The following is a 21,203-nucleotide window of genomic DNA, read 5'->3' on the forward strand; positions in this document are numbered from 1 at the left end:
ATCATGACTCGTCCGCCCGCTCATTACCCGGCAGGGCCAGCTCGAACCAGACCACCTTGCCGATCCCCTCGGCGCGGGCACCCCAGTGCAGCGCCAGCCGGTGGACCAGCTCCAGGCCGCGTCCGCCCTCGTCGGCCTCGGCCGCGTGGCGCTCCCGGGGCGGATCGGGCAGCGGGTCGGAGATCTCGGTCAGCAGCGTCTCACCGAGCGTCAGCCGGACCCCGATCGGGGCGCTGGCGTACCGGACGGCGTTCGTGACCAGCTCGCTGACCAGCAGCTCGGCGGTGTCGGTGAGGTCCTCGACGCCCCACTCGGCGAGCGTGGCGCGGACCAGCCGACGGGCCCGGGAGACGGCGGTGGGCTCGGCGGGCAGCGTCCAGCCGGCCGTCGGCGAGCCGGCCTGGCCGTGCCCGAGCCGGGCCAGCAGCAGGGCGACGTCGTCCGGCTCCCGGCCCTGCTCCATGGTGTCGAGGACCGCCTCGCAGGCGGCCTGGATGGAGGCGTGCGGCTCCTGGAGCACGGTGATCAGCCGGCCGAGGCCGACGTCCAGGTCCTTGTCCCGGGACTCCACCAGGCCGTCGGTGCACAGCGCGAGCAGGCTGCCCTCGGGGATCTTCAGTTCGACGCATTCGAACGGGACTCCGCCGACCCCGAGCGGGGCGCCGGAGGGCAGGTCCAGGATCCGGCCGCTGCCGCCGGGCAGCGGGCCGCCGGTGCGGGTCGGCTCCCCGGCGTCCTCGCCCGGCACCACCAGCACCGGCGGGATGTGCCCGGCCTTGGCCACCGTCAGCATCGTCGTGCCCGGGTCGTAGACGGCGTAGACGCAGGTGGCCAGCAGCGCCTCGTCCGGCCCCTGGGCCAGGTCATCGGCCAGCTCGTGGACGTGCCGCAGCAGCACGTCCGGCGGCAGGTCGAGGGCGGCCAGCACCCGGACGGCGGTGCGCAGCCGGCCCATGGTGGCGGCGGCCCGCAGGCCGTGGCCCATCACGTCGCCGACCACCAGCGCGGTGCGGTCGCCGGGCAGCGGGATGACGTCGAACCAGTCGCCGCCGACCTCGGTGCCGCTGCTGCCGGGCACGTAGCGGTAGGCGACCTCGACGCCGGTGGGCTGCGGGACCTGCTGCGGGAGCAGGGTGCGCTGCAGGGTGAGCGCGGCGGTGCGCTCGCGGGCGTACAGGCGGGCGTTGTCCAGCGAGCTGCCGGCCCGGTCGGCCAGTTCGACGGTGAAGGCGAGGTCGTCCCGGTCGAAGCCCTCGCGGTAGCCGGCCCGGCTGACCAGCAGCAGGCCGATCACGATGCCGCGGGCGCGCAGCGGGACGACCAGCATCGAGTGCACGCCCAGGTCGTGGGCGGCCTGCATCTTGGGGTCGCCGGGGTAGGTCACGTCCTCCAGCTGGTCGGCGCCGGAGAGCAGCTCCGGCACGCCGGTGCGCAGCACCCGTCCGCAGGCGGACTCCTCGGCGAAGGTGATCCGGGCGCCGCGCCGGAGCATCACCTCGACCTCGGGGCCGTCCTGGACGGAGGCGGTGCCGAGCTGGAGCAGCGAGGTGCGCCGGTCGTGGCCGTGCCGGGGGAGGTCGTCACCGTGCGCGACGGCCTGCAGCAGGATCACCGCCGAGTGGTCGGCGAGCCGGGGGACGACGGAGCTGGCGAGCTCCTGGGCGATCCGGGCGGCGTCGAGCAGGTCGCCGACCCGGGAGCCGAACTCGTTGAGCAGCGAGAGGCGGCGCCGGGCGTGCTCGACCTTGGCGACCGCGCGGTAGCGCTCGGTCACGTCCATCACGGTGCCGGAGATGCCGAGCACCCGGCCGGAGCGGTCGGTCATCCGGCTGTAGGAGATCGAGCGGTAGCCGGCCCGGGTGGTGACCGGGGAGGCGAGGGTGACGTCGATGACCGGCTCGCCGGTGGCCAGCACCTGGCGCTGGATGGCGGTGATCTCGTCGGCGGCGCGCTCGGGCAGGGTCTCGCCGGTGGTGCGGCCGACGTGGTCCTCCAGGGCGACGCCGTTCATCTCGGCGAGGGTCCGGTTGACGGCGGTGTACCGCAGGTCGGTGTCCAGGATGGCGATGCCCAGCGGGGACTGTTCGAACAGCGCGTCGCGCACCGCGAGGTCCCGCTCGACGGCCCGGACGGCGGCCGCCTCGGCCATGTTGACCTGGAGGAACGGGGTGCCGTCACCGTCCACCAGGAGGGAGATCCGGGCGTCCACGGCGACCGGCACGCCGTCCCGGTCGCGCAGTTCGGCGTGGCCGGCCCAGCGGCCGTGCCGCAGGGTGTCCTGGACGGCCGCGCGGATCCGGGCGACCTGCTCCTGGTCGGGGATCAGCTCGTCGATCCGACGGCCGACCAGCAGCTCGCTGGGCCAGCCGAGCAGCTCCTCGGCGGCCGGACTCCAGAGCACCACCCGGCCCGCCGTGTCGAGGATCGCGATGGCGACCTTGAGCATGTCCAGTAGGCTGCCCCCGGAAGGCGTGGCGAGGCTGCGCGCGGCGTCGGCCGGACCGCCGGGGAACGGCCGCCCGGGACGGCTGCGCAGGCCGGGCAGGGCGCCCGGCGCGGGGACGGCCAGGGTCGGCGCGGGCTGGGCGGGCTGAGTGGGCTGGGTGACCTGGGCGGGCCGGCCGGTTTCGGGAGCGGCGAGCGGCCCGCCGCGGCGGCGGCCCGAGGGCGGCGGCGGCGGGGCGGCCGGACGGACGGCGCGGCGCAGTCGGGCGCGGGCGGCGGCGCTCCCCGCGGCGCCTGGCCGCCGCGCTTCCCCGCCACCGTTCCCGGTAGTCGACACCGACGGGGCCTCCGGCTCTGGGTCGGGATCGGCGTCGCCGGCTGGGGCGGCTCACCGATGGTGACGAATACTGCCGAAAAGCGACATACCCAGCAGAACCCAGGCTATCCCGGCTGCCGGGTCGGCTTGTCCGATTGACCTATCCGGCGGCCTCCACGTCACCCCTGGGCACGAGCTGCCCGGCCGGCCGGTCCGGCGGCCCGGGCCCCGGCCGCGGCGAGGAGCAGCTCGGCGACGTGCGGCAGCACCTCGCGGTCGTGCCCGATCCAGTCCACGCCCGCCAGCTCGGCCGGGCCGAGCCAGCGCAGCTCGTCGTGGTCCTCCAGCGCCCGCGGCTCACCGTCCAGCAGTTCGGCCGCCCAGAACCGCAGTTCCAGGCCCGGCCGGACGGTCCACGCACCGGGCAGCCGGCGCAGCGCCCGCGCCCGGACGCCCAGTTCCTCCAGCAGCTCCCGCTCCAGCGCCTGCGCCTCGGTCTCCCCGGGCTCGGCCTTCCCGCCCGGGAACTCCCACCGCCCGGCCACCGACGCGGGCGAGTTGCGACGGGCGGCGAGCACCCGGCCGCCGCGGATCAGGACACCGCCGACGACGATCCGCGGCTCGCCGGGGATCCCCCAGTTCTGCTCCATGCTCCGACCCTACGGGGCGGCGGCGCCGTCCTCGGCCTCGACCCAGTAGATCTGCTTGTGGCCGCGGGCCTCGAACTCCGCAGCCAGCCGCTGTGCCTCGGTCAGGTCGAGGCCCCTGGCGACCAGGAAGCGGTTGCCGGTGTGGTCCTGCCGCATCACCCGGAAGGTGCCCATGCGGGGAGCGTAGCGGCGGCGCGGGCGGGCGACCGCGCCAGGGGCGGCTGTCCCCGGCCGGCGTGGGGGTCGGGCCGGGGACACGGGAGCGAGCGTACGGGGCGGCCGCTACCGGCAGGTATGGGCGGTGTTAACGCCGAGTAACTCGCGTCACGGGCGGTCAGACCCTCGTGTCACGGGCGGTCAGGCCCCTCGCGTCACGGGCCGTCAGACCCGGAGGTCCGGCACCTGCTCGCCGGTGGACAGGCCGAGGGCGCGGCGGATCTCCACGCTGATCGGCACGGTCTTGGCCACCAGGGCCCGGGCCCGGCGGAGGTCGCCGGTCACGTCGGCGCCGGAGGCGACGGCGTCCCAGGCGGTGGCCGCCTGGGACTGGGCCTCGGCCAGCTTCTCCACCGTCGGCTTGACGTCGGCCGACCAGTCCACGGTCGGCTTGCGCAGGGCCGCGGCCTCGGCGCGGGAGGCGGTGGCCATTCGCCGGGCCCAGGACTGGTACTCCGCATCCGTGGCGGTGTCCTGCTCCGGCGCGTCCGCGTAGGCGTTGTTGAAGCCCCGGACGGCCTCCAGGTACGCCAGCTGGGCGGCGGTGAGGCGCGCCCGGTCCGTGCGGACCGTCCCCACGTGCCGGTCGTCGCGGTCCTCGAAGGCGCAGGTGACGGACCGGTCACCGGTGTCCCAGTTGCCCGAGGTCGGATAGAGGTAGACGTCGTCCATGCCGTCCGGGACGGCCCACTGGTCGAGCGCGTAGTCGTCCAGCACCGTGCGGCACAGCACGGCGGCCCGCTCGCGCATGGCGGTCTCGCCCGGGTACGGGCCCTGGTCGTCGGGCACCTTGGCGGTGCCGGCCACCTCGCCGTGGTGCGGGTCGGAGCAGGTCACCCGGTGCACCCAGTACACCGTCTCGTCGCCGTTCCCGTCGGTCGCGCCGCCACCGCCCGGGGAGTCGTAGCAGTCCCCGGCCTTCAGGGCGGACCAGCGGATCGAGCCGGGCGGGGGCTTGTGGGTGTACCGGCCGTCCCGCACGGAGCCGAGGTCACCCGCGCCCAGCAGCAGCGCGAGCAGCACCGTGCCGATGACGCCGAGCACCAGGCCGGTCACCGCCATGGCGCGGCCGCGCTCCTTGCGGCGGCTGATCTGGGTCAGCGCGATGATCCCGAACACCAGGGCCACCGGCGACAGCAGGCTCAGACCGGTCGCCAGCGAGCCGACCGCGAAGCCGTTGGTGCGCCGCTCCGGCCGCGGGTGGTACGGGGAGGCGGCGCCGTACGGGTTCGGGGCGCCGTACGGGTGCGGGTGCGACGGCGGGTTCGGGTGCGGCTGCGGCGGGGCGGGCTGGAGGCCGGACTGCGCCGAGGGCGGCACCGAGGCCCAGCCGCCGGCGGGCAGCGGCGGGGGCGGCGGCTGCGGCGGGGCCTGCGAGGCCGACGGGGCGGTCTGCGGCAGGTGGCCGGACGGCGGGGCCCAGGGGTCGGCGGGGTCCGGGGCGGGGACCTGGACCGGCTCGGCGGCCGGGCCGGGCTCGGCGGGCTGCTCCGGAGCCTGGGCGTCCGGCCGGCCTGGGTGACCCGGGTCCTTGCGGAAGTCCACCCGTGGGTCCGGCCCGGAGGCGGCGGGCAGCTCGGGCTCAGGCTTGGACACGTGGACTCCCCCAACCCGCCGGGCGGGCGTCAGTTCGGCGTTGCGGCGTTGCGGCGTTCGCACCACGGCTCGGCCCGAACGGACCCGATGCGAACGGTCGCGCGACTTTACCCGATCTTTCCGAACGCCCGCCCGGTCGGCCCCGGCAGCCGCCGCGCTCAGGCCCGCGCGGCCTCGGACTCCGCCCCGGGCTCAGCCCCGGGCCAGGATCTCGCCGTGGATCATCGAGAACCAGCCGTCCTCGGCGGCGGCCCACTCCCGCCAGCCGTCCGCGATCCGCTCCAGCTCGGCCCGGTCCGCGAAGCCGCGCTCGACCGCCGTCCGCCCGAACGCGGTGCCGGTCACCCGGTCCGCCCACGTCCCGCCCCACCAGTCACGCCGCTCGGCCGTCGCGTACGTCCAGGTGCTGCCGCCCGCGGTCACCTCGGCGAAGCCGGCCGCGCGGGCCCAGGACAGCAGCCGCCGCCCGGCGTCCGGCTCGCCGCCGTTGGCGCGGGCGGTGCGGCGGTACAGCTCCAGCCAGCGGTCCAGCGCGGGCACCTCGGGGAACCAGGTCATCGAGGCGTAGTCGGCGTCCCGGGCCGCGACCACCCCACCGGGCGCCGTCACCCGGCGCATCTCGCGCAGCGCCGACACCGGGTCCCCCAGGTGCTGCAGCACCTGGTGGGCGTGCACGACGTCGAACTCCCCGTCCCGGTACGGCAGTCCGTGCACGTCCGCCAGCTCGAACACCACGTTGGACAGGCCGCGCTCGGCGACGTGCCCGGCGGCCTGCTCCAGCACCTCGGCGGAGGTGTCCACGGCCACCACCCGCCCGGTGGGGCCGACCAGCTCGGCCAGGTCGGCGGTGATCGTGCCGGGCCCGCAGCCGACGTCCAACAGGGCCTGCCCAGGCCGCAGTTCGGGCAGCAGGTAGGCGGCCGAGTCGGCGGCGGTCCGGGAGCGGTGCGAGCGCAGCACGGCCTCCTGGTGGCCGTGGGTGTAGACGGTGACGGGCTGCGATCCGGACATGAGCGTCCCCCTTGGGCGTGATCGGTCTTCCGGCAGGTCTTCTCGTTCGGCGACGGCTCCCGCGACGACTCCGAGGACTCCGTGGCGGTTCCGCGACGGCTCCGACGCTACGCCGCATCCCGCATGGCGAGAAGAACCGTCTCACAATTCGATCGGCGGCCCCCTGCGCGACACCCCGTCGCCGTACCGTAGGAGGACACCGACAGAACGGTCCTGCCCATGCCCGGCCCCGGCTCCGGCCAGCGCCCCTATGTCCTGTTGAGCGCCGCCGTGTCGCTCGACGGTCACCTCGACGACGCCTCCCCCGACCGGCTGCTGCTCTCCAACGCCGCCGACTTCGACCGGGTGGACGAGGAGCGGGCGGCCGCCGACGCGATCCTGGTCGGCGGCAACACCCTGCGCGCCGACAACCCCCGCCTGCTGGTCAACGACCCGGCCCGGCGGGCCGCCCGGGCCGCCGCCGGGCGCCCGGAGCACCCGTTGAAAGTGACGCTCAGCGTGAGCGGCGCGCTCGACGCCGGCCTGCGCTTCTGGCACACCGGCGGCGACAAGCTCGTCTACACCACGGACGCCGGGGCGGCGGTGCTGCGACCCCGGCTCAAGGGCCTCGCCGAGGTGGTCGCGCTCGGCGGCGCGGTGGACTTCGGCGCGGTGCTGGACGACCTGGGCGCGCGCGGAGTGCGCCGGCTGATGGTCGAGGGCGGCAGCGGCGTGCACACCCGGTTCCTCGCCCAGGGGCTGGCGGACGAACTCCACCTGGCCGTCGCCCCGCTGCTGGTCGGCCAGGCCGGGGCGCCGCGGTTCGTCGGCCCGGCCGCCTTCCCAGGCGGCCCGACCCGGCGGATGCGGCTGCTGGAGGCACGTAGCGTGGGCGACGTCGTCCTGTTGAGGTACGCCCCGAAGGAGCCCGCGCCGTGAACCGGTCCGCCGCCACCGACCTCCACCACCTGCGCCGCGCCGTCGAACTCTCCCGCCGCTGCCCGCCCTCGGAGACGGCCTTCTCGGTCGGCGCGGTGATCGTCGGTGCCGACGGCGAGGTGCTGGCGGAGGGCTTCAGCCGCGAGGCGGACGCGCACGACCACGCCGAGGAGGCGGCCCTGGGCAAGCTCCCGGCGGGCGACGCCCGCCTGCGTGGGGCGACCGTCTACAGCAGCCTGGAGCCCTGCGGTCGGCGGGCCTCCCGGCCGGTGCCGTGTGCCCGGCTGCTCATCGCGGCGGGCGTCCCACGCGTGGTGGTCGCCTGGCGCGAGCCGGACCTGTTCGTCACCGACTGCCAGGGCACGGCCCTGCTGGAGGCGGCCGGAGTCGAGGTGGTGGAGCTCCCGGAGCTGGCCGAGGAGGCGCGGGCGGTCAACGCCCACCTGCTCGGCTGACCAGATGGATCTTTTGTACCATAGGGAAACAAAGAGCTCGTCTTCCTGGGTTCCATCCTGCCGCCACTCCCCGAGGAGTCCCCGCCCATGTCCGCTGCCCCCATCCGGCTGACCGCCCGCGCCCTCCTGCTCGACATGGACGGCACTCTGGTCGACTCCGACGCCGTGGTCGAGCGCTGGTGGGGCCGCTGGGCCGAACGGCACGGCCTCGACCCGGCCGCCGTGCTCGCCGTCGCCCACGGCCGCCAAGGCCACGCGACCATGGCCGCGCTGCTGCCCGACCGTCCGGTCGAGGTCAACCTCGCCGAGAACGAGCAGATGCTCGCCGCCGAACGCGCCGACACCGACGGCGTCGTCCCGGTCCCGGGCGCCGCCGCCTTCCTCGCCGCCCTGGCCGGCCTGCCGCACGCCCTGGTCACCTCCGCCGACGAACCGCTCGCCCGGGTCCGGATGGCCGCCGCCCACCTGCCGCTGCCGCCCGTCCGGGTCACCGCCGAGTCGGTCGGCGCCAGCAAGCCCGACCCCGAGGGCTTCCTCAAGGCCGCCGCCGCCCTCGGCCACGCCCCCGCCGACTGCCTCGCCTTCGAGGACTCCGGCGCCGGCATCGCCGCCGCCCGCGCGGCCGGCATGCGCGTCATCGGCATCGGCCCCCGCGCCGCCGCCCACCACCCGGACGCCCTGGCCGCCACCCTCGACGCGGTCACCGTCACGGCGGACGAGGACGGCGGGCTGACCGTCACCGTCCGGGGTTAGCCCCGCTCGATACCGGCGGTGTCGCGCAACAGCCCTCGGACGCCGCCGGGCACCTGGACCACCAGGGCGTCCCCGTCCCCCGCCGTCGCCAGGTACCAGGTCCCCGGCGTCAACCGGGCGACCGGCCCCATCGCGCCCTCCAGGCCGAGGAGTTCACGCGGCTCGGGCACCGAGAACCAGTACGGCTCGAACCCGTCGCCCTCCGTCCTGCCCTGGATCCCGTCCACGTCCAGCAGCAACCCCTGCACTCCGTCCGGGAGTCGGACCACCAGGGAGTCGCCGTGCGAGGCGACCGCGAGGTACCGGACGCCCGCCTCCAACACCCCGACCGGCTCCAGCGAACCGTCCGTACCGAAGAGTCGGCGCGCCCCCGGGACGGCGAGCCAGAACGGGGCGAACTCCGGGTCCGGCCGGGCCGCCCGTGCGGCCGCCAGACGGGTGGCCCGGTCCAGCAGCTCGCGCGCACCCTCCGCCGCGCCGGCCCGCAGTCGCTCGACCTCCCGCGCCCACCGCGCCGGGTCCTCGACCGGTGCCCCGGCGCCCCGCGCGGGACCCTCCTCCCGCCCTGCCGTCGCCGCCGCACCGGCCGCGCCGACGCGATTGCGGGCGATCGCGATCAGCCCGCCGGTGTTGCGGTTGCGCTGCTGGGGCAGCGGCCGGGACTTCTCGGCGAGCCGCGCGTACAGCTGCCGGTACAGGGTGTCCATGTCCAGCAGGTCGGGGCCGCCGGGGACGCCCCGCTCCAGCAGGTCGATGAGCTCGCCGGTGAAGGCGGTGTACGGCTCCCCGGGCGGCGACAGGGCGGGCCGGGTGGCGGCCGAGGCGGTGAGCACCACCGACCCGTTCACCGCCGTCCGGTCGGCGAGGGACTCGCCCGCGCTCATCGAGCCGACCAGCGCCCGGCCGCTGTAGCAGCAGTCCAGCACCACCACCGTGCGCTGGGCCCGGGACTGCGAGTCGAGCACCGCGCGGCGCACCGACTCGAACCGCAGCGCGGTGTACTCGCGTTCGCGGTCGGTGTCCGGCAGGGCGAGGTAGAGCTCCTCCGAGTAGTCGTCGGTCACCCCGTGCCCGGCGTAGTACACCAGCAGGGTGTCGGTGGCCTGCCGCGCCTTCTCCCGTACGGCGTCCAGCACTTCGCGCACGTCGGTGGGCTGGGAGAGCACCGCGCAGGCCTCGTCCGGGAGCCCCCAGACCTCGGGATCGGTGAGCACCCGGCGCAGCCCCGTCAGGTTCCGCGCGACGGCCGGCAGTCCGTCCAGGTGGAGGTAGTCGTGCACCCCGACCAGCACGGCCGCCGACCGGCCTGGGTCCGCCAGGACGGTCACGGCTGTTCAGCGCCTCCGGCCGGCGGCTCCAACTCGGCCACGATCCGCCGCACTTCCTCCGCCGACCCGCCCTCGATCACCACCGACGTGCCGCCGCGCTCGATCCGCACCCGCATCCCGCCGCGCCGCGAGTCCCGCCAGGTGGCGACGGCCGTCACCAGACTGCCCAGCGCGATCCCGTTGGCCAGCACGACGTTGAGGACCTCCAGCAGCTCCCCCATCCGCCCGCCCGCCGGATCCGCCGCCCCGGGCCGCACCTCGATGCCCCGCAGCTCCGGCTCGGTCAGCAGCCACCGGGTCAACGACCGCGCCGCCTCGACCTCCGCCCCCTCCGGCGCACCCTCCGCCACCTCGAACCCGAGCTCGACCTCCACACCCGCCCCTCTCCCGCACCCACCGATCAGCCGCCCCCACGATAGGGGAACCACCGCCCCCGAAACGGCCGGAAGGGCCGAACTCCGCTACGGGAGTGCGGCCCCTCCGGGGCGGCAGTCGTCGGCTCAGACGTTGCAGCGGAACTTCCACCACAACGCTCCGGCCTACGAAAACACAGATATGCAGGATCCCATCCAGCACCCATCCAGCACGGTGCGAGTTCATCCAGCACATCCCGCACGAGCAGCAGAGCGCCACGGGCCTGCGCCCCCGTTGTGTACACATGGGGCACTCGGTACTCTTGGGCGCATGACGCAACCGCTGCCCGTAGAATCCATCCGCGACGTGCGCGCGCACCTGGCTGAAGTCGTGGAGCGCGCGGACCGCGACGATGTACCCACTGTGATCACACGCCGAGGCAAGGAAGTCGCTGCCGTGGTGTCCATCGAGGTGTTGCGCAAGTACCAGGAATGGGAAGAGCGCGAGATCAATCGGATCATCGACGAGCGCATGGCCGACCCCGCACCCGGCATCCCGATCGAGGACGTCATGAGGGAGACGCTGGCGCGCAGTGAGTGAGTACCGGACCGTCTTCCGCCCCGAAGCGCAGGCTGAACTTCGGAAGATCCCGCGCGACATGGCGCTGCGCATCCTGGCCAAGCTGACCGAGTTGGAGTCCGACCCCCTCGGCTTCAACACCACCGCGCTCGCATCCCAGCCCGAACGTCGCCGGCTGCGGGTCGGCGACTACCGCGTCGTCTACACGATCGACAACGGGGAGCTGGTGATCTGGGTCGTTCACGTGGGACATCGATCCACCGTTTACGAGACCTGATCGCCACTGGCCCTGCGTCAGAATATCCAGCCCCCATCCAGCACGGTGACGACGAAGGGGTCGGAGTCGATAGAGTCCGACCCCTTCTGAGCTGCACACTTGACCGCTCATCTAACGTGCCGTATTCACACGGCTACACGTTGAAGCGGAACTCCACGACGTCGCCGTCCTGCATGACGTAGTCCTTGCCCTCGATGCGGGCCTTGCCCTTGGCGCGGGCTTCGGTGATGGAGCCGGCCTCGACCAGGTCGTGGAAGGAGATGACCTCGGCCTTGATGAAGCCCTTCTGGAAGTCGGTGTGGATGACTCCGGCGGCCTCGGGGGCGGTGGCGCCCTTCTTGATGGTCCAGGCGCGGGCTTCCTTGGGGCCGGCCGTGAGGTAGGTCTGCAGGCCGAGGGTGTCGAAGCCGACGCGGGCGAGGGTGGCGAGGCCGGGCTCCTCCTGGCCCATGGACTGGAGGAGTTCGAGGGCCTCGGCGTCGTCGAGCTCGATCAGCTCGGACTCGATCTTGGCGTTGAGGAAGATCGCCTCGGCCGGGGCGACCAGCTCGCGCTGGGCGTTCTTGAAGTCCTCGTCGGCCAGCTCGGCCTCGTCCACGTTGAAGACGTAGAGGAAGGGCTTGGAGGTCAGCAGGTGCAGGTCGCGGATCGGGGTGGTGTCGAAGCCCGCCTCGAAGAGGGTCTTGCCGGTCTCCAGGATCGCCTGCGCGGCCTCGGCGGCGGCCAGCACGGGGGCGGTGTCCTTCTTGAGGCGCGCCTCCTTCTGCAGGCGCGGCAGGACCTTCTCGACGGTCTGGAGGTCGGCCAGGATCAGCTCGGTGTGGATGGTCTCGATGTCGTCCTTGGGCGACACCTTGCCGTCCACGTGCACCACGTCCGGGTCGGTGAAGGCGCGCACGACCTGGCAGATCGCGTCCGACTCGCGGATGTTGGCGAGGAACTTGTTCCCCAGGCCCTCGCCCTCGCTGGCGCCGCGCACGATGCCGGCGATGTCGACGAAGTCGACGGTGGCCGGGAGGATGCGCTGCGAGCTGAAGATCTCGGCGAGCTTGGTGAGCCGCTCGTCCGGGACGCCGACGACGCCGACGTTCGGCTCGATGGTGGCGAACGGGTAGTTGGCCGCCAGCACGTCGTTCTTGGTCAGGGCGTTGAACAGGGTCGACTTGCCGACGTTCGGCAGGCCGACGATTCCGATCGTGAGCGACATGAAGCGCAGTCCCGTGGGCTTGGAGGAGTTGGGTCGGCACCGTACGGGCCGACCCCCAAGTCTACGGGCAGCGCCTGAGCTGCCCTACGCCTCGGTCGGCGCGGGCTCCGGCTCGACGAACTCCAGGCGGTTGCCCAGCGTGTCGGCCGTGTGGAAGCGCCGGTGGCCGGGGCGGTCACCGTCCCAGCGCACCTCGTGGCCGTGCGCGGTGAGCCGTGCGGCCAGCGCGTCCAGGGAGCGCACCAGGATGCCCGGGTGGCCCTTGCGGGACGGGCGGAAGTCGGGGGTGACGCCGAGGTGCACCTTCGACCCCGCCGCCCCGGAACCAGCAGCCGCCGCGGGCCTTCAGCACCGGCGGCTTCTCCAGCTCCGTCATGCCGAGCACGCCGGTCCAGAAGGCGCGGCACTCGTCCTCGGCGCCGGCCGGGGTGTCGAGCTGGACGCGGTCGATGCGTTCGAAGGTGAAGTCGGCGCTCATGAGGCTCCCCCGCTGCGACGATGCGATGGTCCCTTGCGTCGGCTCGTCCGGGCAGGTCAGGCCCGCCGAGCGACGATCACAGGAGTACTCCCTCCGGAGACACGGGACAAGACCTGAACGGTCCATTACACAGTGTGGCGATGATCGGACCGTACGTTGGGCGGGTGGAGCAGAGGATCCGAACCCAGCCGCCAGGGCCCAGACGCCGTCCGCAGAACCGCCCGGCCGCGCCCGCCGTCCCCGGCCCCGGCCGGGCTCCCGAGAGCGCCGGAGCCCCTGCGGACCGCGCGGTCCCGCCCTCGCGGCTGCGCCCGGTGGCCAGTCGGCCCGCCCCGGCGCGCGAGTCGCCCGCGCGGCGACTGCGGGTGTACGGGCGGCGCCGGACCGGCCGGCCGACCCGGCTGACCGCCGTCGGCACGGGTGTGGCCGCCGTCCTGGCGACGCTGGCGGTCGCGGCCGTGGACCGGCTGCTCTTCGACGACCTCGGCTGGCTGTTCGGTCTCGGCTACCTGGCGGTCTGCTTCCAGCTGGCCGTCCGGGTCCGCTACGCCGACCTGCTGGCCGCGCCGATCAGCGGGCCGATCGCCTTCGCCGCCGCGCTGCTGGCGCTCGCGCCGGTCGGTTCCTCGGGCGTCACCGCCCAGTTGGTGGGGCTGGCGACCGGACTGGCCCTGCGGGCCGGCTGGCTGTTCTCCGGCACCGGCCTGGCCGCGCTCATCGTGCTCGCCCGCTTCGTCGCCCAGCGCCGGATCCACCGCTCCCGCTGAGGCCCGGTCCCGCCGAAAACCCGGTCCCGCCGAAAGCCGGTCCCACCGAAGGCCCGCTCCCGCCGAGCCCGGTACCGGCGGGGCCTCAGCCCGCCGCCCGGGCCGCCGCCATGGCGGCTCCGACGATGCCGGCGTCGTTGCGCAGCTCCGCCGGCACCACCCTCGCCTCGCGCTCCCTCAGCAGCGGCAGGAACCTGTCGTGCTTGCGGCTCACCCCGCCGCCGACCACGATCAGCTGCGGCGAGAACAGCATCTCCACCAGGTCCAGGTACTCGTCGACCCGCCCCGCCCACTGCTCCCAGTCAAGCCCGTGCCGCTCCTTCGCGGCCGAGGAGGCCCGGCGCTCGGCGTCCTTGCCGCGCAGCTCCAGGTGGCCGAGCTCGGTGTTGGGCACCAGCGTGCCGTCCACGAAGAGGGCGCTGCCGATGCCGGTGCCGAAGGTGAGCACCAGGACCACGCCCGGCTCGCCCCGCCCGGCGCCGTGGGCGATCTCCGCCAGCCCGGCCGCGTCCGCGTCGTTGAGGACGGTAGCGGGCAGGTCCAGCGCCTCGCGGAACAGGCCCTCGGCGTCCAGGCCGATCCAGCCCTTGTCCACGTTGGCCGCGGTTCTGGTGTGCCCGCCGACCACCACGCCGGGGAAGGTCAGCCCGACCGGCCCCTGGTGGTCGAAGTGCCGGACCACCTCGCGCACGGCGGCGACCACGGCCTCCGGCTGAGACGGGTGCGGGGTGAGCACCTTGTACCGCTCCTGGGCGAGCACCCCCCGGGCGAAGTCGACCGGGGCGCCCTTGATGCCCGAACCGCCGATGTCCACGCCGAATACCGCCGTCATCGCTCCGCCCTCCGCCGGTCGGCCGCGCGTCTTCCCGCCCGCGGCCCGTTCATCGTCCACAGCCTGTGCACAAACCTACGAGAGGGCGTACGGCCACGCACAGTGGAATCCGCGTGGAGCGGCCGGAAACAGCACGGAACCCGGCACCCCACCGGGGGCACCGGGTTCCGCGGGAGGGATCAGAGCTTGCCCGCGGCCTCGGCGCGCAGGTCGCGGCGCAGTTCCTTGGGCAGCGAGAAGGTCAGGTGCTCCTCGGCGGTCTTGACCGTCTCGACCGTGTCGTAGCCGCGCGCGGCCAGGAACTCCAGCACTCCGTCGACCAGGATCTCCGGCACCGAGGCGCCGCTGGTCAGGCCGACCGTTGTGACGCCCTCCAGCCAGGACTCCTGGATCTCCTCGGCGAAGTCCACCAGGTGGGCGGCCTTGGCGCCGTACTCGAGGCCGACCTCGACCAGGCGGACCGAGTTGGAGGAGTTCTTGGAGCCGACCACGATCAGCAGGTCGGTCTCCTCGGCCAGCTGCTTGACCGCGACCTGACGGTTCTGGGTCGCGTAGCAGATGTCGTCGCTGGGCGGGCTGACCAGCGCCGGGAAGCGCTTCTTCAGCTCGCCGACGGTGGCCATGGTCTCGTCCACCGACAAAGTGGTCTGGGACAGCCAGACGACCTTGGACTCGTCCCGCACCCGCACGTTGGCGACGTCCTCGGCGCCGTCCACCAGGTGGATCCGGTCCGGGGCCTCGCCCATGGTGCCGATGACCTCCTCGTGGCCCTCGTGGCCCACCAGCAGGATGTCGAAGCCCTCGTCGGCGAACCGCACCGCCTCCTTGTGCACCTTGGTGACCAGCGGGCAGGTGGCGTCGATGGTGGCCAGCTTGCCGGCCCGCGCCTCGTCGTGGACGGACGGGGCGACGCCGTGCGCCGAGAAGACCACGATCGAGCCCTCGGGCACCTCCTCCGTCTCGTCGACGAAGATCGCGCCCTTCTTCTCCAGGGTCTGCACCACGTACTTGTTGTGGACGATCTGCTTGCGGACGTAGATGGGCGCCCCGTACTGGTCCAGGGCCTTCTCCACGGCGATCACGGCGCGGTCGACGCCCGCGCAGTAGCCCCGGGGGGCGGCGAGCAGGACACGGCGCTGCGCGGTGTTGGACATGGCTCCATCGTACGGGCGGCCGCGCACCGCACCTCTCGGGGCGGGCAGCCGCGCCGACGGACGGCACTTTCCGGTCATCTCAGACCGGAACTGATCAAATGTGATGTCTATGAGCGCTGTGAGCGAGCAGCCGACGCCGGGCGGCCTGCGCCGCAGTCTCGGCGTCCGCGATCTGATGGTCTACGGACTGCTGTTCATCGCCCCGATGGCCCCGGTCGGCGTGTACGGCGTGCTCGACGCCAAGAGCCACGGCGCGGTGGCCTCGGTCTACCTGGCCGCCACGGTGGCGATGGGCTTCACCGCCCTCTCGTACGCCCAGATGGTGCGCGCCGTGCCGCAGACCGGTTCGGTCTTCGCCTACGCCCGCGCCGGGCTGGGCGAGGGGCCGGGGTTCATCGCCGGCTGGATGGCGATGCTGGACTACCTGCTGATCCCGGCGGTGGCCTACCTGTTCTCCGGGATCGCGCTGAACTCCCTGGTGCCGGACGTCCCGCGCTGGCTGTGGACGGCGCTCGCGGTGGTGGTCACCACCGCCCTCAACCTGGTCGGGGTGCGCACCGCGGCCGTGGTCGGCTTCGCCGTGCTGGCCCTGGAGATCGCGGTGCTGGTGGTGTTCGTCGCCGCGGCCGCGGTGGCGCTGGCCCAGGACGGCGCCCGGCGCGGCTGGGACACCCCGCTCACCGCCGTCGGGGACTTCTCGCTCACCGCGGTGATCTCCGCGGTGTCCGTCGCGGTGCTCTCCTACCTGGGCTTCGACGCGATCGCCACCTTCGTCGAGGAGGCGGTCGGCGCTTCGGCGGCGGTCGCCAGGGCCGTGCTGTGGTGCCTGGCGCTGGCCGGGCTGCTGTTCGTCGTCCAGACCTACCTGGCGGCGCTGCTGGAACCGATGACCCCGCAGCAGCTGGCCGCCGACCCGGGTGCCCAGGGCTCGGCCTTCTACGACACCGTGGAGAGCGGCATCGGGCACTGGCTGCACGTGCTGGTGGCGGCCAGCAAGGCGATCGGGGCGGCCTTCGCGGCGCTGGCCGGGCAGGCGGCGGCCGGACGGCTGGTCTACGCGATGGCCCGGGACGGGCGGCTGCCGCGGGTGCTCGGCTCGGTCGACCCGGCCAGCGCGGTGCCGCGCCGGGCGCTGCTGGCGGCGGCGGTCATCACCATGGCCGCGGCGGTCTGGGCGGCCGAGCGCGACGACGGGCTCGACCAGCTGACCTCGGTGGTGAACGTGGGCGCGCTGACGGCCTTCGCCCTGCTGCACGCCTCGGTCATCGGCTGGTACACGGTGCGGCACGGCTCGCGGGACCGGCTGCGGCACCTCGTCGTCCCGGTGCTGGGGATCGCGGTGATCGGGGCGGTGGTCTACGAGGCCTCGTCGACGGCGCAGGTCGTCGGGCTGGTCTGGCTGGCGGTCGGCCTGGTGGTGCTCGCCGTGCAGGGCGCCGCCGCACCGGGCCCGCGCCGACGCCCGTAGCGCCACCGCCCGCAACGCCGCCGCGCCGGTCGGCGGCCACGCTGTCGGCGCGCGCCGCTAGCCTCGTACGCATGGCCAACACCAGCTCCCCCGAAGCCCCGCTCCCGGTCGGCAAGGTCTCCGCGCTGATCGGCGGCTGGATCGACCGGCTCGGCGCGGTGTGGGTCGAGGGGCAGATCACCCAGCTCAGCCGGCGGCCGGGGGCGGGCGTGGTGTTCCTGACGCTGCGCGACCCGCAGGCCGACGTCTCGCTGACCGTGACCTGCTTCCGCTCCGTGTTCGAGCAGGTCGCGGACGTGGTGCAGGAGGGCTCCCGGGTCGTCGTGCACGCCAAGCCGGAGTGGTACGCGGCGCGCGGGCAGCTGTCGATGCGGGCCTCGGAGATCCGGCCGGTGGGCCTGGGCGAGCTGCTGGCCCGGCTGGAGCAGCTGAAGCGGCGGCTGGCCGGGGAGGGCCTGTTCGCGCCCGAGCGCAAGCGGCCGCTGCCGTTCCTGCCGCAGTGCATCGGGCTGGTGACCGGGCGCGGGTCGGCGGCCGAGCGGGACGTGCTGGAGAACGCCCGGCGGCGCTGGCCGGCCGTGTGCTTCGAGGTGCGCAACGTCCCGGTGCAGGGGATCAGCGCGGTGGAGCGGGTGAGCGCGGCCGTCCGGGAGCTGGACGAGCACCCCGCGGTGGACGTGATCATCGTGGCCCGGGGCGGCGGCAGTGTGGAGGACCTGCTGCCGTTCTCGGACGAGGGCCTGGTGCGGCTGGTGGCGGCCGCCCGGACGCCGGTGGTCAGCGCGATCGGGCACGAGCCGGACCAGCCCTTGCTGGACTTCGTCGCCGACCTGCGCGCCTCGACTCCGACCGATGCCGCCAAACGGGTGGTTCCGGACGTGGGCGAGGAGCTGGCCAAGGTCCGCCAGCTGCGCGACCGGGCCCGGCGGCACGTGCTGGCCCGGGTCGACCGCGAGCAGCACGGGCTGGACGGACTGCGCAGCCGCCCGTCGCTGGCCGCCCCGCACCGGATGCTGGACGGGCGCGGGCAGGAGGTGGACGGCCTGGTGGAGCGGGCCCGGCGCACCCTGCGCCACCGGCTGGACCACGCACAGAGCGACCTCGGGCACACCCTGGCCCGGGTGGTCGCGCTGTCCCCGGCGGCGACCCTGGAGCGCGGCTACGCGGTACTGCAGCGGGCCGACGGCACGGTGGTGACGGACCCGGCGCAGGTGGCGGCCGGGGAGGGGCTGCGCGCCCGGGTCGCCGGCGGCGGTTTCGGCGTCACGGTGGACTCCGCGTAGGCACCGCCGCCGGTCGTGACGAGAGCACGTCCGAGGGTTCACTCGGCCCCCGCGCAGGCGCTCGCTGTCGGTGCCAGCCCCTACGCTGGCACCCATGGCAGAGCAGCAGGAGCAGGAGCGGAAGGACGCGGCGGCGCCGACCCCGGACGACGCGCTGGGCTACGAGCACGCCCGGGACGCGCTGCTGGAGGTGGTCCGGCAGCTGGAGAACGGCGGTATTTCCCTTGAGGAGTCGCTCGCTCTATGGGAGCGTGGCGAGCAGCTGGCGAAGGTGTGCCAGCGCTGGCTGGACGGCGCCCGGGCCCGACTGGACGCCGCGCTGGCCGCCGAGGAGGGCGGGGCCGCGGGCGGGGAGTGACGACGGTCACACCCCCTTGGGGAATCGTTGAATATTCACCTATGTTGGAGGCAGTGACCGGCCGAGCCGGTGACATCCACGAACCCCTCCCGCATGAGGTGCAGAAGCATGACGACCGACGCCCTGGTACTCGACGCCGCCGCTCAGGACCTGCTGTTCCGCGAGGCCCGCACCGCGAACACCTTCACCGACGAGCCGGTCACCGAGGAGCAGGTCCAGGCGATCTACGACCTGGTCAAGTACGGCCCGACCGCCTTCAACCAGCAGCCGCTGCGCGTCGTCCTGGTCCGCTCCGCCGAGGGCCGCGAGCGCCTCGTCCAGCACATGGCGGACGGCAACAAGGCCAAGACCTCGGCCGCGCCGCTGGTCGCCATCCTGGCCGCGGACAACGAGTTCCACGAGGAGCTGCCGACCCAGCTCCCGCACTTCCCGCAGGCCAAGGACATGTTCTTCACGGAGCGCGCCGTCCGCGAGCAGTCCGCCACGCTGAACGGCGCCCTCCAGGCCGCCTACTTCATCATCGGCGTGCGCGCCGCCGGCCTGGCCGCCGGCCCGATGACCGGCTTCGACGCCGAGGGCCTCAACAAGGAGTTCTTCGGCGACGGCGAGCACTCGGTGCTGGCCGTGGTCAACATCGGCAAGCCGGGCGATGACGCCTGGTTCCCGCGCTCCCCGCGCCTGGAGTACGACCAGGTCGTCACCACGGTCTGATCGCACCCGCGCCGGCGAAGGGGCCCGCACCGGTTCATCCGGTGCGGGCCCCTTTCGCGTGCCGTCAGGCCCGCGCTCCCGCCGTACGCGGGCCGCGCCTCGGCGCCCGTACGGGCCCGGCGCTACTTGAGCGCCTGGGCCAGCTCGGCCAGTTCCTCGTAGGAGGCGGTGCCGGTGATCACGGTCGCCGCCGGGCCGGTCTGCGCGGCCAGCGCCCGGCTCTTCCCGCCCTGCACCCGGTCCCAGGTGCGCCCGGCGGCGTCCGAGGTGCCGTCCGGCTGCCCGTCCGCGACCTTGTCGGCCAGCAGCTTGTCCCGGGGGACATCGGCCTGCTCGACCGCGGCGTACTGGCCGGAGGGCGTCACGAAGCCCAGGTGCCAGGCGTTGCCCTTGCCGGCGCTCAGGTCGGCCGGGGTGTAGCTGACCGAGGTGGCCCGCCACTTGTCGGGCAGCCCCTCCGGGGAGAGCAGCGGATACGGCGCGGCGCGCTTCGCCGTGGCCGCCGCCACCTTGTACTCGACCACGTGCACCGGGTCGCTGTCGGCGTCGTGCGGGAGGAACAGGTACCCGATCCAGACGACGAAACCGACCGCCAGCATCGACAGGACCATGTCCCGTACGGTCTGGCGACCCCTCATGCCCTTGCTCTCTGCAGCCACCCCCACATGGTGACTCATCCCCGTTCCGGCGGGCTCACCCGGGGGTCCACGTCCGGGTGAAGCCCGGCGAACCGGTGCTTTTCGGCCCGGGGTGGCGACCCGCGCCACAGACAGTCATCTCGTGGGCAGATACGATCGCAGGACCCTCACCACGGCGTTCGACCTGGCAGTAGTCGGGCGCTCACTGGCCGTCGCGTACAGAGAGGTAACGACGATGACCACGCAGTACCCGCACCACCTCCCCAGCGCCCTGGAGGTCGCGCCCGAGGCTCCGGACCGGAACCTCGCGCTCGAGCTCGTCCGGGTCACCGAGGCGGCCGCCATGGCCGCCGGCCGGTGGGTCGGCCGGGGCGACAAGAACGGCGCGGACGGTGCCGCCGTGAAGGCCATGCGCACCCTCGTCTCGACCGTCTCGATGAACGGCGTGGTCGTCATCGGCGAGGGCGAGAAGGACGAAGCCCCGATGCTCTACAACGGCGAGCGGGTCGGCGACGGCACCGGCGCCGAGTGCGACGTCGCGGTCGACCCGGTGGACGGCACCACGCTGACCGCCAAGGGCATGAACAACGCGGTGGCCGTGCTCGCGGTCGCGGACCGCGGCACCATGTTCGACCCCAGCGCCGTGTTCTACATGGACAAGCTGGTCGCCGGCCCCGAGGCCGCCGAGTTCGTCGACATCACCGCCCCGCCGGCCGTCAACATCCGCCGGGTCGCCAAGGCCAAGGGCAGCGCCGTCGAGGACGTCACGGTGGTCGTGCTCGACCGCCCGCGCCACGACGGCCTGGTCCGGGAGGTCCGCGAGGCGGGCGCCCGGATCAAGTTCATCTCCGACGGCGACGTGGCCGGCGCCATCATGGCCGCCCGCGAGGGCACCGGCGTCGACCTGCTGATGGGCATCGGCGGCACCCCGGAGGGCATCATCGCGGCCTGCGCGATGAAGTGCATGGGCGGCGTCATCCAGGGCCGGCTGTGGCCCAAGGACGACGCCGAACGGCAGAAGGCCCTGGACGCCGGGCACGACCTGGACCGGGTGCTCACCACCAACGACCTGGTCAGCGGCGAGAACGTGTTCTTCGTCGCCACCGGCATCACCGACGGCGAGCTGCTGCGCGGCGTGCACTACCGCTCGGAGACCGCCACCACCAGCTCGCTGGTGATGCGCTCCAAGAGCGGCACGATCCGCGAGATCAACTCCGTCCACAAGCTGGCGAAGCTGCGGGCCTACAGCGCGATCGACTTCGACCGCGCGAACTGACCCACGCGCGGCGGTTCACGGCGCGGGGGGGGGGGGGGGGGGGGGGTGGGGGGGGGGGGGGGTGGGTGGGGGTGGGGGGGGGGGGGGGGCGTGGGGGGGGGGGGGGGGAGGTGAGACGAATAAAGGCCAAAGA

General features: G+C 74.0%; 20 protein-coding genes and 2 pseudogenes. 10 read left to right on the forward strand and 12 right to left on the reverse strand.

Annotated elements, in window-relative coordinates:
- Position 1: 1 nt before the first annotated feature.
- From ACZ4WV_RS33605 to ACZ4WV_RS33625, 5 genes are all read right to left on the reverse strand, one after another.
- Entirely contained in the window at positions 2 to 2,782 is a 2,781-nt protein-coding gene (locus ACZ4WV_RS33605; protein WP_465752593.1) for a SpoIIE family protein phosphatase, read from the reverse strand.
- A 158-nt stretch (positions 2,783 to 2,940) separates the two neighbouring features.
- Positions 2,941 to 3,411, reverse strand: a complete 471-nt coding sequence (locus ACZ4WV_RS33610) for an NUDIX domain-containing protein (RefSeq protein WP_465752595.1) — start codon at positions 3,409 to 3,411, stop codon at positions 2,941 to 2,943.
- Positions 3,412 to 3,420: 9 nt separating this feature from the next.
- Entirely contained in the window at positions 3,421 to 3,585 is a 165-nt protein-coding gene (locus ACZ4WV_RS33615; RefSeq protein WP_465752597.1) for an SPOR domain-containing protein, read from the reverse strand.
- A 207-nt stretch (positions 3,586 to 3,792) separates the two neighbouring features.
- Positions 3,793 to 5,223 (reverse strand): DUF4190 domain-containing protein, encoded by a 1,431-nt coding sequence (locus ACZ4WV_RS33620; RefSeq protein WP_465752599.1) that lies wholly within the window; start codon positions 5,221 to 5,223, stop codon positions 3,793 to 3,795.
- Positions 5,224 to 5,415: 192 nt separating this feature from the next.
- Positions 5,416 to 6,234, reverse strand: a complete 819-nt coding sequence (locus ACZ4WV_RS33625; protein ID WP_465752601.1) for a methyltransferase domain-containing protein — start codon at positions 6,232 to 6,234, stop codon at positions 5,416 to 5,418.
- A 219-nt stretch (positions 6,235 to 6,453) separates the two neighbouring features.
- Here ACZ4WV_RS33625 and ACZ4WV_RS33630 point away from each other — a divergent pair.
- Positions 6,454 to 7,607: pseudogene (locus tag ACZ4WV_RS33630) on the forward strand (dihydrofolate reductase family protein).
- 87 nt (positions 7,608 to 7,694) lie between these two features.
- On the forward strand, positions 7,695 to 8,360 hold the full coding sequence (locus tag ACZ4WV_RS33635; RefSeq protein ID WP_465752603.1) for an HAD-IA family hydrolase: 666 nt from the start codon (positions 7,695 to 7,697) through the stop codon (positions 8,358 to 8,360).
- Here ACZ4WV_RS33635 and ACZ4WV_RS33640 read toward each other — a convergent pair.
- Complete coding sequence (locus tag ACZ4WV_RS33640; protein ID WP_465752605.1) at positions 8,357 to 9,688, reverse strand: caspase family protein; 1,332 nt, start codon at positions 9,686 to 9,688, stop codon at positions 8,357 to 8,359. The genes ACZ4WV_RS33635 and ACZ4WV_RS33640 overlap by 4 nt on opposite strands.
- Positions 9,685 to 10,062 (reverse strand): effector-associated constant component EACC1, encoded by a 378-nt coding sequence (locus ACZ4WV_RS33645; RefSeq protein WP_465752607.1) that lies wholly within the window; start codon positions 10,060 to 10,062, stop codon positions 9,685 to 9,687. The genes ACZ4WV_RS33640 and ACZ4WV_RS33645 overlap by 4 nt, the downstream gene beginning before the upstream one ends.
- Before the next feature lie 310 nt (positions 10,063 to 10,372).
- On the opposite strand from ACZ4WV_RS33645, the gene ACZ4WV_RS33650 reads away from it, so the two are divergent.
- Both ACZ4WV_RS33650 and ACZ4WV_RS33655 read left to right on the forward strand, forming a co-directional pair.
- Positions 10,373 to 10,642 (forward strand): type II toxin-antitoxin system Phd/YefM family antitoxin, encoded by a 270-nt coding sequence (locus ACZ4WV_RS33650; protein WP_465752609.1) that lies wholly within the window; start codon positions 10,373 to 10,375, stop codon positions 10,640 to 10,642.
- Positions 10,635 to 10,898 (forward strand): type II toxin-antitoxin system RelE family toxin, encoded by a 264-nt coding sequence (locus tag ACZ4WV_RS33655; protein ID WP_465752611.1) that lies wholly within the window; start codon positions 10,635 to 10,637, stop codon positions 10,896 to 10,898. The genes ACZ4WV_RS33650 and ACZ4WV_RS33655 overlap by 8 nt, the downstream gene beginning before the upstream one ends.
- A 133-nt stretch (positions 10,899 to 11,031) precedes the next feature.
- Here ACZ4WV_RS33655 and ychF read toward each other — a convergent pair whose 3' ends face one another.
- Positions 11,032 to 12,105 carry a redox-regulated ATPase YchF gene (gene ychF / locus ACZ4WV_RS33660; RefSeq protein WP_465752613.1) on the reverse strand — a complete coding sequence of 358 codons (1,074 nt, stop codon included), beginning with the start codon at positions 12,103 to 12,105 and terminating at the stop codon, positions 11,032 to 11,034.
- A gap of 84 nt (positions 12,106 to 12,189) precedes the next feature.
- Positions 12,190 to 12,583, reverse strand: a pseudogene (locus ACZ4WV_RS33665) (VOC family protein).
- Positions 12,584 to 12,897: 314 nt separating this feature from the next.
- On the opposite strand from ACZ4WV_RS33665, the gene ACZ4WV_RS33670 reads away from it, so the two are divergent.
- Positions 12,898 to 13,350 carry a DUF6542 domain-containing protein gene (locus tag ACZ4WV_RS33670; protein ID WP_465752615.1) on the forward strand — a complete coding sequence of 151 codons (453 nt, stop codon included), beginning with the start codon at positions 12,898 to 12,900 and terminating at the stop codon, positions 13,348 to 13,350.
- Positions 13,351 to 13,435: 85 nt separating this feature from the next.
- Here the strand turns inward: ACZ4WV_RS33670 and ppgK are convergent, their stop codons facing one another.
- A complete protein-coding gene (ppgK, locus tag ACZ4WV_RS33675; protein WP_465752617.1) occupies positions 13,436 to 14,182 on the reverse strand; it encodes a polyphosphate--glucose phosphotransferase in 747 nt (248 codons plus the stop codon).
- Between the two features lie 179 nt (positions 14,183 to 14,361).
- On the reverse strand, positions 14,362 to 15,336 hold the full coding sequence (locus tag ACZ4WV_RS33680) for a 4-hydroxy-3-methylbut-2-enyl diphosphate reductase (RefSeq protein ID WP_465752619.1): 975 nt from the start codon (positions 15,334 to 15,336) through the stop codon (positions 14,362 to 14,364).
- Between the two features lie 109 nt (positions 15,337 to 15,445).
- On the opposite strand from ACZ4WV_RS33680, the gene ACZ4WV_RS33685 reads away from it, so the two are divergent.
- The 4 genes from ACZ4WV_RS33685 (at position 15,446) to ACZ4WV_RS33700 (ending at position 19,156) form a co-directional block, all read left to right on the forward strand.
- Complete coding sequence (locus ACZ4WV_RS33685; protein WP_465752621.1) at positions 15,446 to 16,804, forward strand: APC family permease; 1,359 nt, start codon at positions 15,446 to 15,448, stop codon at positions 16,802 to 16,804.
- A 71-nt stretch (positions 16,805 to 16,875) separates the two neighbouring features.
- On the forward strand, positions 16,876 to 18,087 hold the full coding sequence (gene xseA / locus ACZ4WV_RS33690) for an exodeoxyribonuclease VII large subunit (RefSeq protein ID WP_465752623.1): 1,212 nt from the start codon (positions 16,876 to 16,878) through the stop codon (positions 18,085 to 18,087).
- A 94-nt stretch (positions 18,088 to 18,181) separates the two neighbouring features.
- A complete protein-coding gene (locus tag ACZ4WV_RS33695; protein WP_465752625.1) occupies positions 18,182 to 18,445 on the forward strand; it encodes an exodeoxyribonuclease VII small subunit in 264 nt (87 codons plus the stop codon).
- A 108-nt stretch (positions 18,446 to 18,553) separates the two neighbouring features.
- Positions 18,554 to 19,156, forward strand: a complete 603-nt coding sequence (locus ACZ4WV_RS33700) for a malonic semialdehyde reductase (protein WP_465752626.1) — start codon at positions 18,554 to 18,556, stop codon at positions 19,154 to 19,156.
- A gap of 122 nt (positions 19,157 to 19,278) precedes the next feature.
- On the opposite strand, the gene ACZ4WV_RS33705 is transcribed toward ACZ4WV_RS33700, so the two are convergent.
- Positions 19,279 to 19,815: a DUF4245 domain-containing protein gene (locus ACZ4WV_RS33705; protein WP_465752628.1), complete on the reverse strand. Its 537-nt coding sequence runs from the start codon at positions 19,813 to 19,815 to the stop codon at positions 19,279 to 19,281.
- A gap of 214 nt (positions 19,816 to 20,029) precedes the next feature.
- Here ACZ4WV_RS33705 and glpX point away from each other — a divergent pair, with 214 nt between their 5' ends.
- Complete coding sequence (glpX, locus tag ACZ4WV_RS33710) at positions 20,030 to 21,070, forward strand: class II fructose-bisphosphatase (RefSeq protein WP_465752630.1); 1,041 nt, start codon at positions 20,030 to 20,032, stop codon at positions 21,068 to 21,070.
- The last annotated feature ends 133 nt before the right edge of the window (positions 21,071 to 21,203 follow it).

This window comes from Kitasatospora sp. NPDC029312 (genome assembly GCF_055569215.1).